Raw genomic sequence first — 14,491 nt, 5'->3', positions numbered from 1 at the left:
GATAGCACGAGGACTGCATCGGATCGGAGTCACCCTCAGTGCCCTTCGCCAAACAGGGCTCGAAGGTCAAACGTTAATCCGGGCAACGACCGAAAGAAACGCTGATACGCCGCGTGCAAATCTTCCTCAGGCTGGGGCACGATCAAACACAGATAATCCGGCGTCGTTAATTTGGCGTTCACTGCGTTGATGCTCACCCAGCGCCCATCCACTTTGGCCAGAACCCAAGCAGATGCCTGCGCCCAGACCTTTGGTGCAACGGCTGGCTGCCCCGCTTGCGTTTGCTCGTTCAGCGGAACACTGGTCACAGAGAACACCTCGCCGTTGGCTGCCTGATCCTGATAGTCTCCTAATCGGCCTTGGTAGGTGGACCGATGAATCCCAAAGACAACTTGCGCGGGAATCTGCTTGGACCTCAAGATTGCAGCCAATGCAACGGCATGATCGATCGTGCCACCTTTTCGTTTAGAGAGCACTGCGGATGCGGGTTGGAACGGCCCTTGCAGTTCCAACGACAACTGGTTCGTCATCCGTCGAGCCAAATCCAAGACATCGCTGACGCTGGGCTGATCGATCAGCAGACGTGACCAGTTACCAACGACCGTCGCGTTTGCATCCAACCACTGCGTGGGCACAGCAAAGGCTTGCTCGGTATCCACATCAAACGTTTGCTTGTCACGCTCATCACGAGTGGTTTGAATCAGCCCCCGATGGTCCCATTGCTGAATCAAGACCTGGCAACTGCCCTCCGTGTGCCGCACCTGCTGACCGGGCAAACTGGGCACCGAAGTGAATAACTGCTTGTGAACCGAATTGGCATCACTGGGATCCCCCTCGTCGGCGAGTTGAATTTCGTAAGCCACGCGGCCCAGGCGGTTGGTCTTTTGAAACAAGGTCAACTGACGGGCGAGTGCTTCACTGGGAGAAGGCTCGCTGGGGTCCAGATTGAGTTTGCTGACGTTTAGATCAATCAACCATTGATCTTCCTTGGGAGGGTCAAACAACAACTCGGCTTGTGCGCGTTCGACAGCAAAGGATTCGACGTGCTGCTGGGGATCGAGCGTGCGTAGGATTTTGCCTTGGTCGTTGACCCAATGCACGACGAGCTGATCCTTGACACCTTGCCGGAAGGTGGTGACTTCAACTTCACGGAGTTTTTGATAAGAGCCATCAAACATCGGCACCGAGGCGTCACCCAAGCACTCCAATTGCAGGGTGCCGATTTCCTGCAACGAGGGCAAGACGAACTGAAAGCGTCGAATCTCACCGACTTCCACCATTCGTCGCCGCAACGATTCGATCGCGACAAACATGCCGCGCGTTTTAGGCGACCAAGCCAACGCTTGTCGCGACTGTTGACCGGATTGATCGATCGACAGATTCAAACGCTCTCGCACACACGTGCCTGTCAGGCGATTCTGGATCGGTCCGGCTTGATCGGACAACTGAAATTGCCGCACGTGCCCGTCCTCCGCTTCACGAAACTGAATCGTTTGGCTGCGGACGAAACGCAGTGAACCCTGTTCAACCAACATGCTCCGCGTGCGTGTGTAATCCACCTGTTGTTCGTTGGGCGTCTGCAGTGGGCGATCAAGCACTTTGTCGACATCAAAATGGGTGACACCGATGACTTTGCCACCGCGACGATGCAGATACCATTGCCCCCATGGCCCTTCGAACCACTCCGTGATGGCTTCCTGTCCGACGACACCTGGCACGGCGTCTTTTGCCGAATCGCCGACCGCAGTTGGAGGCGGAGAATTCTGGCCGCCGGCCAATGCTCCCTGTTCCGATGGACCCTGCGCTGCAGCGGTGGCCGCTTGTTGGCCTTCGATCGGCGGCCGCGGTGGGATCAACGGTTCGCAACCCACGCACAGCAGCAGGCAGAGAACGGCAGACGCTTTTCGTTTTGAAACTTTCAATTCACCAGGCTCCTGTCCTGAACCTTGTCGCCAAATGCTTTCCCGGTCTGTTGGCCCACGGTGTGGCCAGCGATGTCGCACACTGGCCGCGCTGCGACTGCCTTGCTGCCTAGCCTAGCCTTGCTTTGCTGTAAGCGTCGCGTCAAACGACTGGCACACAGGTGCAATCGACCGGTCGAGGCAAGTTCCGCCAATGGATGTGCTCAGGGTAGGGTTTGCCATGAACCTGCCACGGCCAACTGTAACGCCTGTAGTGATTATTGCAGTTAAGTCAAAGCTGCGGCGGCAAAATCCAGCGTCGTCGGACAGAGTGGTGTGATTTGGGGGACGCTCGTCAAGGAGTGACCTAGCGTTGGCTGTAGAGCGATTGCCCCACGCATTCTCTCTCAATCGATCGCCCCCTCGATTTCCCCCACGACTGAACGGATCGCTCCGCTATGGGCTTTTTGAAACGCATCCTACGAAACAACACCACAGACGATCTCGGAACGAAATTTTCTCCCGGGAGCTTTGAAGCCTTAACCGACGAAGAACTGCAAACCCATATGGGAATTCAGACTTACGACGCATTTGAATTGACCGATGCGATTCGTCCGTCTTATGACCTGCAAGTGGTTCCTCGACAAGGCTTTCGTTACGACAAGTACGTCGACGAAATGAGCAACCTGGAAACGCCTGTGATCATGGCAGCGGCAACGCGGAACCGGATCATGGATCTGTTTCTAGAGCTGATTGATCACCTGGGTCCGGTGGTAGATGTCGTCCTGGAAACCAGCCATCACTTCGCGCCACAGCAAAATGACCTGTATCGCGAACACATCGACATGCCCGTCCTAAAGAGCATGCTGCTGGACCATGAAGACGTGCTACTGAATGACGGCTGCACGGGAATCGCAGTGATCAACCCTGCTCGCCGCCAAGAGGTGCAACTGGATGAACACAAACTGCTGATCACCTATGGCGATCCACTGGATGCGTTCAAGCAGACCATGATTGACTGCGACGTGTATCCAGATGAAAAGATCAAATTCATCACCGAAGCGGAACATGTCCACAGCAGCAGTGAACGCTACTATGACAAGTTCACCTTGCTGAAAAACCATCTGGGCATGGACAGCGAAAACAATTCTGAATGCTGCTAGCCTGTCCGCTCACCGTGCGTTCGCTAGCGTAGAACGGGCTTCATTCGCTTGAAGCCTCTCTTGCCACTTGTCAGCTCTGCCAGTCTTGGCATACGATTTCCTTGTGCAATCGTTTACCAGCCTCTAGAGAGCTCGCTCATGTTTTTGGTCCTCAGCGCCAGCCTGCATCCCGACAGCCGCAGCCGCATCATGGCGAAGGCCTGTCGGCAACAGTTAAGCGACCAACAGCGTGACGTTCAGTGGTTTGACTTGGCAGAATCTGCTCTGCCCCTGTGTGATGGAGCCAGCGCTTACGGCGATTCTGAAGTCGTTCGTCTCGGCCAGCTCATTCACGCTGCCCAAGCTGTCTTCATTGCCTCCCCGGTTTACAACTTCGATGTCAACGCGGCTCTGAAGAACGCGATTGAACTGACCGGCAAAAAATGGACCGGCAAGACAGTCGCCATGATGTTAGCCGCTGGGGGTGCGGGCAGTTACATGAGCGGCATAGGATTGGCCAACAGCCTGATGCTGGACTTCCGCTGCCTGATTGTGCCTCGATTCGTCTATGCCTTAGGCGACGCTTTTCAAGCAGACACCATCAGTGACCCCGATGTTGCCAAGCGTCTTGAAGGCTTGGTCAACGAAACCGTTCGAATCAGCGACGCGCTCAACAGGGGTTAACAGCCCACGTTACCATCACTCCTGCACATACAAATGGTGTGTCTGAAGATACATCTGCACCGCTGCGGGGACTTGATAGCGGATGCTTTGCCCCGCGGCGACGCGCTGGCGAATCCCTGAACTAGAAAGCTCGATCTGTGGCATCGCAATCACAGCGGCTTCAAATGCTGCCCGTCGCTCGGGCGAGACCAATCCATCGAGCACGGAAAAATCGAGTGCAGCCTGCCCAGTCTGATCAGTTGCTGCCTGATCGCTTGCTGTCTGATCGGTCGGTCGTTGCACCACAGCCAAGGTCACCATCGAGAGCAAGTCGGCCGGCCGATGCCACTGCGGCATGGTTGCCAACGAATCGCTGCCAATGATCAGAAACAATTCGGCCTCTGGATGCTCTTGTTTGATTTCGCCAACGGTGTCAACGCTGTAACTGACACCGTCGCGTTGAATCTCGCGAGGATCAACAACGAAGCCTTCACGCCCCGAAACGGCTAGCTGAAGCATGGCCAATCGATGCTGCGCGTCCTCGGCTGCACCACTTGGTTTCAGTGGTTGGGTCGCGGTGGGAATCCAAGCCAGCCGGTCCAGTTGCAAGGTTTCCATCGCCGCCTCACCAATCCACAGATGACCAAGGTGCACTGGATCAAACGAACCGCCGAAAATCCCCAACCGCATCCGACACTCTCTTTGCAAAGGCAAGACTTCAAAACGCTGCATTCTAACGCATGCCTGGACCGTCAGAAATAAGCAGCACCAAAATGCTCGCCATCGAGCACCTTGGCAACGTGTTCCGCTCCGATCGGTTCACAGGCTGGAGGGCTAAAACCAGCGTCTCGGCTCGCTTCAAACCCCGCTCCTGGGCAAGGCACCTCGGGCTTCCGCCGCCCCGCCGGTGACCTGAAGCCTGGTGTATCCAAGACAAGCCTGGTGTATCCAAGACAAGCCTGGTGTATCCAAGACAAGCCTGGTGTATCCAAGACAAGCCTGGTGTGTCCAAGACAAGCTTGCTCGATTTGCGACGCAATTCGGCGGCCCGACCAGGGGTGTCCCCTGATCATCCGAATGATTCCCGTTAGAATCGTCTTCCCACGCTCACCCATTCCAGTCTGCGCTGCCAACATGCCTGAATCTCCCTCCGAAAGCGATCTTCCCCAGGACCCGCACGGTTCACAGGCTGATCCGAGCTCAGGCAATGCGGCCAGCGGCCCACCCCCCAGCCATCAGCAACCAGCCATTCGGCAACGCGCTCTGCCGCGGAATTCTGGCACTGACATGACTCTGCCGGACTGGGAACAGTTCAGCGAAGAGGAGCTGGCCCAGCGCCGACTGGCAGAACGCGAACAAAGCGCCAAAAAGCCGGCTCAACCCGAGATCAAGCAAGGGCAGCTGTTTGAACTGGATCCACCGCCCTGGGAACTGGAAGAGCCCCAGCAATTGGCGATCGCCAGCGTCGTGTTCCGAGACGCTCCCCATGGGCCCTACGATTACAGTGTGCCGAGCGAACTGCTGGAAAAACTGCGTCCTGGAATGCGAGTCGAAGTCCCATTGGGCAGACGCAAGAAACTAACCGCTGGCTGGTGCACTCAGATCGACCACAACGCTGCCAGCAATCGCAAGCTAAGCCCTGTGGGGACGGTTCTGGATGAACAACCGCTCTGCGACAGTCACTTGGTACGCTTGGTTCTTTGGATGAGCCATTACTACCAATGCCCGGCGGGACAGATCTTTGATGCCCTGATCCCCGCCAGCGTTCGCTCATCGGCGGGCACACGGCAACAGACGTATTACAGTGCAGAGCACAAAGCGCGTGATCCCAAGGTTCTTGAAGCGTTACCGCCCAAACAGAAACGCGCCTTGACGGTCTTGATTCAATCTGAAAAACCACTCACCGGGCCGCAGTGGACCGTGCTGGCAGAATGCACTCAGGCGCCTCTTCAAGCGCTCAAGAAAAAGGGACTGGTGACCACGCAGCAGCGCCGTGAAATGACCGGCACTCCGTCGCTGCAAACTCAAAAAAGTGACGGAGAGGAAACCGAGACCCATCCGTTGACCAAGGACCAAGCCAACGCTTATCAACGGATTGTCGCTGCCATTGATTCCGGACAAGCCAAAACACTGTTACTGCACGGGGTCACCGGCAGCGGGAAAACGGAGGTCTACATTCAAGCCATCGAGCATTTGGTCAAATACGACCGTGCGGCGATTGTATTGGTTCCTGAGATCAGTTTGACACCGCAGACTCGTGGTCGGTTTGAACGGCGTTTCTCCTCGGTCGCGGTCCTGCATAGTCAGATGACGCCGGCAGAACGTCATTACCAGTGGCAACGCATTCGACGGGGCGACGTCCAGGTCGTCGTCGGCCCCCGCAGCGCTGTCTTTGCGCCTCTGCCACGTTTAGGATTAATCATTTTAGACGAAGAGCATGACAACTCGTTCAAGCAGGACACCCAGCCGCGCTACCATGCTCGAAAGGTGGCCTTCGCACGGGCCAAATCGCTCAACATCCCGTTGCTATTGGGCAGTGCGACGCCGTCTTTAGAATCGTGGCACGCCACCAAAACCGGCGTCGCTGAATTGATCAGCATGCCCAAACGCGTTGGCGACCGCCCCATGCCAAGTGTGCAGTTAGTGGACTTGAGAGCGAGGGATCAACGCGGTGGCGGTGGCGCCATCACTCGACAACTCACCCAAGCGGTCAAAGAAACGCTAACCGAAAACGGTCAAGTGATCTTGCTGCTCAATCGGCGTGGCTATGCCACCACGATTCAATGCCCGGCCTGCGGTCATGTGGTGTCCTGCCCGGATTGTGATTTACCACTAACGCACCATCGTGATGGTGGCAAAGCGGTCTGCCATTACTGTGATTACACCATTGGCACACCGCCGTGGTGCCCAGCCTGTCGATTCGATGGCATTCGCTATGGAGGCCTGGGAACACAGAAATTAGAAATGGAAGTGCGTGCCAAGTTCCCACAAGCCAACGTCGCCCGCATGGACAGCGACACCATGCGGCGACCTGGCAGCCACCAGAAAGTGCTGTCAGCGTTTCGAAGCGGCGAACTGAACTTGCTGCTCGGCACGCAAATGATTGCCAAAGGGCTGGACTTCCCCAACGTCCTACTCGTTGGCGTGATCAACGCTGACGGAGCACTGCACTTCCCTGACTTTCGCGCCAGTGAACGCACCTTCCAATTGGTGACGCAGGTGGCCGGACGAACGGGACGCGGTCAACGCGGTGGCCGAGTGATCGTGCAAACCTTTTCGCCTGAACATGAAGCCATTCAAGCGGCGTCTCGCCACGATTATGAAACCTTCGCCGACGCGGAATTGCAAAGCCGACGAAGATTTAACTACCCTCCGCTGGGATCGATTGCTCGAATCATTCTCCGCGGCAGTGTCGAAGAACAGGCCGAAGCCGCAGCCAACGATTTGACACAGCGCTTAGAGGCCTCAAGGACGGCGCTGGGCTACGAGGTCCGGATCCTTGGTCCGGCTCCACCCCCGATGGCGAAGCTTCGCGGCAAGTTTCGCTTTCACATCTTGCTGCAATGCTTGGACCCACTGCAACTGGGAGCCACCATCCGTCGCGCTACCGATCGGTTTAAGATCCCTGATAAAGAAGACGTGCAGTACGTGGTCGACATCGACCCGTTAGACATGCTGTAAGCGAGCCACCGCTCGATCATGAGATCGAGCAGCAGAACTGCCATTGAACGATTGCGAATCTTGAACTCACCGAAGGCAAAATCAGCGTGCCATCGAGTCCAATCCGCTGGAGCTATTTGGGGCTTGCAGATTGAGTCGAACACCTTGCTTTTTGATTGGCTTGACTGCTTGTTTGTTGTTTCGGGTGCAAGGCGCTTGGCGACGTTGAGCGATAAGGCTTGCACCTGATTGCATTCCAAGGGGCTATCCCGAACCAGTTGTAGAACACCGACGGCGTTCGGAAACTTCGGTGTGATGACAAGCCGCGCGATGGGATCTCGCTGGCAACCGTGGTGTGTTTCCCTGATGCTGTTGGACGAAGATACATCAGCCTGGACGTCCCTGCGCCGTAGGTGTTCCACACTTGCTTTTGGGCGTTCCGTCGAGAGAGCAAGTGTCATCTGCTGCATTGGCGTTCGCCAGAGGTGGCTCTACCAACCGAGCCAGCAGTGCACAGAGGGAGCCCTCCCCGGCCGCTACCGCGTCCGATCCTCCCGCCAGCGGAAGGATGTTATCGAAAGGTCTGTGCAAGCACTACTGCTTTGAAGATCTTCGAGTCTGGTAGTGCGGAGGCGGAAAATCCACGTGATTGCAGCCCAACTGTGCGATGCCATTTCACTGGTGCGTGCAAGCACGGCCGCCTACGAACCCAGCCCCGGTTCGATGAGATCGCAATTATCCCCAGAAAACATAGGAAAACGCAACATCAGCCAGGATGCAACCCTGTTCAAAGCAGTGTTGCAAGCGCGCACCAAATCTCTCTTTCTCAACAAGCCCTATTTGGCTTTCTTGTTGCGCTGAGCGATGCGGTTCATCTTCTTAACCTTCTCCTCAGCCACAACCCAGCCGCGACAATTTCGCGAACCGCATTGACACTTGGGAATCCACCACTGTGCATCCCACTGATAGTCAAAGCACAATTCGGTATTGGGTTCGATGTTACAGCGGGCAACCAGACCGTTGCTAACATCGGAGACCTGAATCAGATCGCAATTCGGGCTACAGGAATGGTTGATGAAGGCGCCTGGAATGGTCGGTTCCAGATACCAGTCATCATCCAAGTGCATGGCGTAAACCGAACCATCGTACTTGTCCGCGCGGATCATCTGACCGGTGATTTCAAACACCAGTTCGCCAGGGAAGAACTGGCGACTGGCGAAAACCCCACAGCCGAGTTTGCCACCGTGGTCGTAAACATAAACATCACGGTCTTCATAACGACGGTAGCCGTAATACGCTTCGACCGATTGCTGCAGCTTCTTGCGACGCTTTTTTGAGAGTTCCATCACACTTTCACATTCAAATTCCGAAACAGGCCCACATGCACCTATTCTTAACTTAACTTCACCCAGAATCAATCACCCAATTCCATGAAGCTGGCCAGGAACACAATCACCATGCCGTTTAAAGGGATTCGCAGGAACGAGGCCAACAATCAAGAAACCAAAGTCCCTTGTTGCTTAGCCGATCTCTGCGCAGCCGCTACAATGACAAGGCAGCCATCGTCTCTGTCAACACGATCACTGGCCACACAATCACTGGCCACACAATGATTTGACGGAAGACTGGGTGACAGTCGGAACGATCGACCGCTGAGGTGGATCTGCCATCACAACGTTTGCCAAAAGACACGCGTGATTGCTGGCCATCCTCCGTAACAGATCATACACAGCACCGAAAGTATCAAGCAAAGGTAGCGCCGTGTCGGACAACGATTTTGAGTTCACTTGCTCAGACACCTATGGCATGACCGATCCGGGCAAACGGCGGCCATCGAACCAGGATCAGTTTCTGATCGCTGAGATGACCAAGTCGATGCTGGTCTCGGCATCAAGCTTAGCGGAGATCAAAGTCGGACGAATTTTTGGTGGTCTCCAGGGCCAAATCTTGCTGGTCGCCGATGGGATGGGAGGCCACCAAGGTGGGGAGCAAGCCAGCCGGATCGCGGCAGAACACCTGATCGCTCGCCTGCTGAACAGCGTGCATTGGTTCTTTCAATCTGACGGCCAGCAGGCAGAACAAGACTTCATCACATCATTACAGGAACTTTTCAAAGACGCTCACCAGCGTGTTTTGATCAAAGGGCGTGAAAATCGTCAGCATCAAGGCATGGGCACCACGCTGACGATGGCCTATGTTTCCTGGCCCAACCTCTATGTCGTTCATGCAGGCGACAGTCGTTGCTATCTGATTCGCAATGGCCAGGCCAACCAAATCACCACCGACCATACCCTGGCTCACCAGCTGGTCGAAGCCGGTGGGCTGAAACCAGAGGAAGAAGCCAGCAGCCGCTGGAGCAACGTGCTTTGGAATGTGCTTGGCGGTCAGACCGAACGCAAGTTATTGGCGGAAGTCCATAAAGTGGCTCTGCAACCTGATGATGCCATCTTGCTGTGCAGTGACGGCCTGTATCGCTATTTGGACCTTCAGGAACTGGCCGCTCGTGTTGAGGCAGAACCCGATGCCTCCATTGTGTGTCGGTCCTTGATCGAGCATGCAAACGACTGTGGCGGGGACGATAATGTCACCGTCGTGCTGTGCCGGCCGACGCCGAAACAGACTCCTATTGATCAAGACGCACCGATTGAGACCGATCCAGAATGGACACCAACCTGCCCACAGATCCCTCCACTGGATCGCCTGAAAGACGTGCGCAGGTGAGCTCTCAACCCAAACCACTGGCCAATCACAATCATCAGGCGTCGGGTCCATCACATCAGCCAGATCTTTCCAGCCCAGATCTTTCCAGCCCAGATCTTTCCAGCCCAGATCTTTCCAGCCCAGATCTTTCCAGCCCAGATCTTTCCAGCCCAGATCTTTCGCTCACAGCAGGCACCACCTCTGCTGAGAACGCTGATGCGGCGGACCAACCCTGGCCGCCTCCACCTCCTAGGGACCAAACGCTTCCCAGGCCGCGACCGGTGCTCTCTCCCTGGCAACAAGCCATTGGCCCCCTCTGTGGCCTGCTGTCGGCAATCCTCTACACGGCGTCCAACATCGGGCTGCGGCAATGTGTGGATGTGAACCCCTATGTCGTTTCCGCCATGAAAGCGACTCCCAATCTTGTTTTGCTAACGCCTTGGATTGTCATGCACTGGGCGTGGAAACAACAATCCAGTCACACCCACAGTCGGCCAGCAAACCCGGCAAAGCGTGCCACGCCATCAGCGCGTCACACTCGGACACGGCTGATCGACTTCACCGTCGCTGCGATCTTTGCCCAGTTCCTTGGCAACGTTGCCTTTCAAAAAGCACTCGAGCTGATCGGTATCTCCACCGTTGTTCCGATCACGCTGGGAACGATTATTGTCTGTGGTGCGATTCTGGGTGTCGTGATCCTGAAGGAGTCGATCGGACTGCGCAAACTGATCGCGATGTTGACGCTGATCACCGCCGTTGTGGTGCTGGCGATTCCCAGCCAAGACTCAATGGATTCCCAGTCACCGGCCGAAGCCAAACGACAGCTCGCCGCGACGGATCAAGCAAGCATTGCTGCGGAGCCAAGCCCAAGTGGGCTGAGCAACGACAGCACGGTGACAGAATCCGCCTCCGTCGGCTCAGCGGCCTCGTCCAAACGCGCCTGGCAAATCATCTTCGGTTCCGGTTGGGCGATCCTGTCGGGACTGACCTACGCCTACTTTGGCGTTGCGATGCGTCGCAGTTTGCGCGATGGCATCGGATCGACGACCTTGATGCTGATCAGTGGCGCTGTGGGTGTCGGATTGCTGTGGGGCTATTCGCTCATCCAGCTCGGCTTGATTCAGATCAGCGAAATTCATGCTCGCAGCTGGCTGTGGATGAGCTTTGCCGGGCTGTGCAATTTCATCGCGTTCATCACCTTGACCGCTTCGCTGAAGCGTCTGCCGCTGGTGGCGGTGAACTTGATCAATGCCTCTCAGGTTGCGCTTGCAGCCACAGCTGGAGTGATCCTGTTTTCCGAACCGATCACCGTCACCTTGGTCGTTGGTTTGGTGCTCACGTTGACCGGATTGATGATTCTGGCGCGACGCACGCGAGCCTCGATTGTGGTGACCGATTAAGCCCTGCTTGCTGGATCTCAGCCCTGCCTAATGCCCAACGGTGTGAACGTTTCAGATTTCGCTGAAATCCGCCGCCAGCGCCCACCAGCGAGTCCGTTAAGAATAGAATGGTCGCAGGCTGGCAAGGTTCCCTTTTGCCGAACAGCCTCTCCTGTCATTCTGCAAACTCCTCCCCAACAAGGTCCCCCATGACTAAACGCTCGCTCCTGCGTGGCATCACACTTTGCTGCGTGGTCCTGATCGCCACCACTGTTGTCGCCCAAGACAAACCCAAGAATGCCAAAAAAGGCAAAGGTCGTAACCCTGCTGCCAGCGTGCTGAAACAGCTTGGCGACTTGGAACTGACCGAAGAACAGACCACCAAGATCACCGCGATGGCCAAAGAGTCGGTCGTTAGCATGCGCAAAGAGCGCGAAGAAGCCGGCTTGACAACCGAGCTCATGCAAAAGCGAACCAAGTTGGTTCAGCAGCTGGTCAAAGACGGCAAGAAGAATCTCGAAGCACAAGCGGCTGCCAATAAAGAACTCAAACTCACCGAAGCACAAGTTGCCGCGCTGAAGAAGTCGAACGGCCAACGCATGGAAATGATGAAAAAAATTGTTGCCTTGCTAACCGACGAACAAAAGGCCAAGCTGCCTCAGCGATTGCAAGGCCGAGCAAAGCCTGCCAAGAAGGGTAAGAAGAAGCCAGAGTAAGCTGACGTTTACTTCTTGACTCAAACGAAAACGCCTCGATGAATCATCGAGGCGTTTTTTCATTTCTGCCAGTCAGTTTTGATTTCTGCCAGCCAGGAAAGCAGTTAGTTGCCAAAGGGCAAGTCTAACGTCTTCGCTGACGAAGCGCCGCTGGCAGCGGGCAACTGAGTTCCAGCCGGCGCCGCGGTGGCAGTGCGATGTGAAGTCGGCTGCACAGAAGTCCCCGTCACGGCAGGGTTCTGAGCGATACGTGCTGCCGGGCTGGTCGCGGCAACCGGGCTGGCAGCGGCAGTGTTGGCAGCGGCTGGTTGCTGAATCCATCCCTGTTGTGAAACCACACCTTGATTGGTGACCGCCACCGTTGCTTCGATTTGCTGCATCAACTCACGTGAACGCTTGACAGCGACTTCGATCGCAGGATCCTCGGCGGCCGTAGATTCATAGGTCAATGCCGAATTGAGATGCCGCAATGCCTCACGCGATTGTCCATGCTTGTGATGCAGGTACGCGATGTTGAAGTGAGCAACGGCTGGTTTGTTATTTTTGACCAGCACCTCCAAGGCACCTTGGGCATCACCATTCTTAAACTTGACGCTAGCCAAATTGTTGGAATACCGTGACGAACGAGGTTTTAGCTTGACGGCTTGATCCAGTGCCTGTGCTGCGGCTTGGTGATTACCAATGGCGCTAAGCGACAACGCCAAATCATTGTGCAAGCTTGCGTCATCCGGCAGTTGCTTCAATGCATGCCCAAACGACTCAATGGCCTGAGCATGGTCTTTGAGTCGATAATGCAAGCGAGCCAGTCGCGCCCAGGCTTCACCGTTTTCCGGATCCATCTCCAACGCTCGCTGGTAATCATTCATCGCCTTTTCAAAGTCGTTGACCGACTCGCAGACGCGACCATGGGCGATCAAGATCTCCGGCGTGACTTTGCCTTGATGGGCCAAGCTGGTCGGATCACTCTGATCAGCAGCCACGACGATTCTGGGCGTCGTGTCCTTTTCCTTTTTGAACCACCCCGTCATGAAGTTGCTTGAATCGCCTTTTTTGGCAGAGGCAACGGAGACTTCATTGCTTTTGTCAAAGGGATTCATGCTAGCAACTTTGCCAGCGGTATTTTGGCATCCGGTGGTGGTCATCAAACCGGCCAGCGTCGACGCTGCCAGACAACGTACAATCACACGGCGATGAGCACGGCCATCTAGTAAATCAAACGGCACGATCAAACTCCCTTGAACAAAACAAACGCAGATTTCTGGTGCTTGCTGCTGTTGGAATCGGGATGCGAACCGCCGTTGCATCGCGACTGCCAAAACACAGTCAAACGTGCGATGGTAGCGAACATTCCACCTGCACCGAAAATACCAATCGACCGACACAGGGAAGGAACTTCACCTACGCTGAGCCAGGAGCGGATGAATCCCTAAAAAAAAACACGGTGTTTCCCTTAGGAATCACCGTGTGATCTTGTTTTCGAATCGAGCACTCTGCTAGACAGCCCGATCCGCGATTCGATTTTTTGCCCAACACCGAGCGTCTCGGTGATAAAAAGTGACTCCCCAATTCGGTGACCTACGATCACACACAGCCATTAGACCCTTCCAATTTCCCCGGGCTGTTTGCGACTCGGTCGGCCGATTGGATCGGCAATTCAGCCTGCCTACTGAGCTGCCGACAGCGTTCCAGAGCTACTTGACGATGGCAGTCGTGGAGCTGCCATGCGTTCCAATGCCATCCGCTGAATCTTCACCGCGCGAGCACCGGAGAACGTCGGAACCGTGCGATCGACGACGGCTACCGTCGGCACAGGCCCGTTAATCTGAGTCTCGCTCAGGGTCGTCTGCACGGACTCGATGCGAGCGTTCGTTTCCTCTGGATTAGCACCGCGAACGATGTAAATCTGGCGACGATTCAAGGGCGACTGAGTCGCGATCCATGCCACACTGGCACGACCCGAAGGCTTCAATGCCCCATCGCCTTCACGGAAGTGATCCGCACCGATGGTGTTGTGCAGCACCCAACCGTTCTGCTTCATTACCTCAAAAGGGGCGATCACCGACATGGCGTCCGCTTCATTGAATGGATCAGGCCAAGCGTTATTGCGGCGATGACCGATGTGCACTTTTTCCCAGAATGAATTCCAGTCAGCACTGACGACAGTCATCGTGGCCGAAAACAGAGCGCAGGCAATGACCATGCGCCCGAAAAGGCTATTGTATCTCATGTAAGGCAGTTCCTTCCGCCACGTTTTTGGGAGATTATGATACCCGATGGCATGGATAGACCATCTGGCAAGGGCTTCTTTCAAGCAATCCATCGTGTGAATG

12 protein-coding genes are annotated in these 14,491 nt (G+C 55.6%); 7 read left to right on the top strand and 5 right to left on the bottom strand.

Annotated features, from left to right (window positions below):
- Positions 1-35: 35 nt before the first annotated feature.
- Positions 36-1,922, bottom strand: a complete 1,887-nt coding sequence (locus tag SV7mr_RS02545; RefSeq protein ID WP_145268936.1) for a transglutaminase-like domain-containing protein — start codon at positions 1,920-1,922, stop codon at positions 36-38.
- 437 nt (positions 1,923-2,359) lie between these two features.
- Here SV7mr_RS02545 and SV7mr_RS02540 point away from each other — a divergent pair, with 437 nt between their 5' ends.
- The gene (locus SV7mr_RS02540) at positions 2,360-3,064 is read left to right on the top strand and encodes a hypothetical protein (protein ID WP_145268935.1); all 705 of its coding nucleotides are present in this window, start codon (positions 2,360-2,362) and stop codon (positions 3,062-3,064) included.
- 138 nt (positions 3,065-3,202) lie between these two features.
- The gene (locus tag SV7mr_RS02535) at positions 3,203-3,727 is read left to right on the top strand and encodes an NADPH-dependent FMN reductase (RefSeq protein WP_145268933.1); all 525 of its coding nucleotides are present in this window, start codon (positions 3,203-3,205) and stop codon (positions 3,725-3,727) included.
- A gap of 15 nt (positions 3,728-3,742) precedes the next feature.
- Here the strand turns inward: SV7mr_RS02535 and nadD are convergent, their stop codons facing one another.
- Entirely contained in the window at positions 3,743-4,438 is a 696-nt protein-coding gene (gene nadD, locus SV7mr_RS02530) for a nicotinate (nicotinamide) nucleotide adenylyltransferase (protein ID WP_145268931.1), read from the bottom strand.
- A gap of 402 nt (positions 4,439-4,840) precedes the next feature.
- On the opposite strand from nadD, the gene priA reads away from it, so the two are divergent.
- Positions 4,841-7,387, top strand: a complete 2,547-nt coding sequence (gene priA / locus SV7mr_RS02525; protein ID WP_419187998.1) for a replication restart helicase PriA — start codon at positions 4,841-4,843, stop codon at positions 7,385-7,387.
- Positions 7,388-8,011: 624 nt separating this feature from the next.
- Positions 8,012-8,227 (top strand): hypothetical protein, encoded by a 216-nt coding sequence (locus SV7mr_RS02520; RefSeq protein ID WP_145268928.1) that lies wholly within the window; start codon positions 8,012-8,014, stop codon positions 8,225-8,227.
- On the opposite strand, the gene SV7mr_RS02515 is transcribed toward SV7mr_RS02520, so the two are convergent.
- Complete coding sequence (locus SV7mr_RS02515; protein WP_419187997.1) at positions 8,203-8,712, bottom strand: SET domain-containing protein; 510 nt, start codon at positions 8,710-8,712, stop codon at positions 8,203-8,205. The two genes, SV7mr_RS02520 and SV7mr_RS02515, sit on opposite strands and share 25 nt — an antisense overlap.
- A gap of 415 nt (positions 8,713-9,127) precedes the next feature.
- On the opposite strand from SV7mr_RS02515, the gene SV7mr_RS02510 reads away from it, so the two are divergent.
- The 3 genes from SV7mr_RS02510 to SV7mr_RS02500 all read left to right on the top strand — a co-directional run bounded on the left by SV7mr_RS02510 (position 9,128) and on the right by SV7mr_RS02500 (position 12,161).
- The gene (locus SV7mr_RS02510) at positions 9,128-10,087 is read left to right on the top strand and encodes a PP2C family protein-serine/threonine phosphatase (RefSeq protein WP_145268924.1); all 960 of its coding nucleotides are present in this window, start codon (positions 9,128-9,130) and stop codon (positions 10,085-10,087) included.
- Positions 10,084-11,466 (top strand): DMT family transporter, encoded by a 1,383-nt coding sequence (locus tag SV7mr_RS02505; RefSeq protein WP_145268922.1) that lies wholly within the window; start codon positions 10,084-10,086, stop codon positions 11,464-11,466. Before SV7mr_RS02510 ends, SV7mr_RS02505 begins: the two co-directional genes overlap by 4 nt.
- Before the next feature lie 188 nt (positions 11,467-11,654).
- A complete protein-coding gene (locus tag SV7mr_RS02500) occupies positions 11,655-12,161 on the top strand; it encodes a hypothetical protein (protein WP_145268920.1) in 507 nt (168 codons plus the stop codon).
- 104 nt (positions 12,162-12,265) lie between these two features.
- On the opposite strand, the gene SV7mr_RS02495 is transcribed toward SV7mr_RS02500, so the two are convergent.
- Complete coding sequence (locus tag SV7mr_RS02495; protein ID WP_419187996.1) at positions 12,266-13,384, bottom strand: tetratricopeptide repeat protein; 1,119 nt, start codon at positions 13,382-13,384, stop codon at positions 12,266-12,268.
- A gap of 440 nt (positions 13,385-13,824) precedes the next feature.
- Positions 13,825-14,388, bottom strand: a complete 564-nt coding sequence (locus SV7mr_RS02490) for a hypothetical protein (protein WP_145268916.1) — start codon at positions 14,386-14,388, stop codon at positions 13,825-13,827.
- Positions 14,389-14,491: the final 103 nt, after the last annotated feature.

Origin of the sequence: Stieleria bergensis (assembly GCA_007745635.1) — a bacterium.
GTDB lineage: Bacteria > Planctomycetota > Planctomycetia > Pirellulales > Pirellulaceae > Stieleria > Stieleria bergensis.
This window is presented reverse-complemented; position numbering and strand designations above follow the sequence as displayed.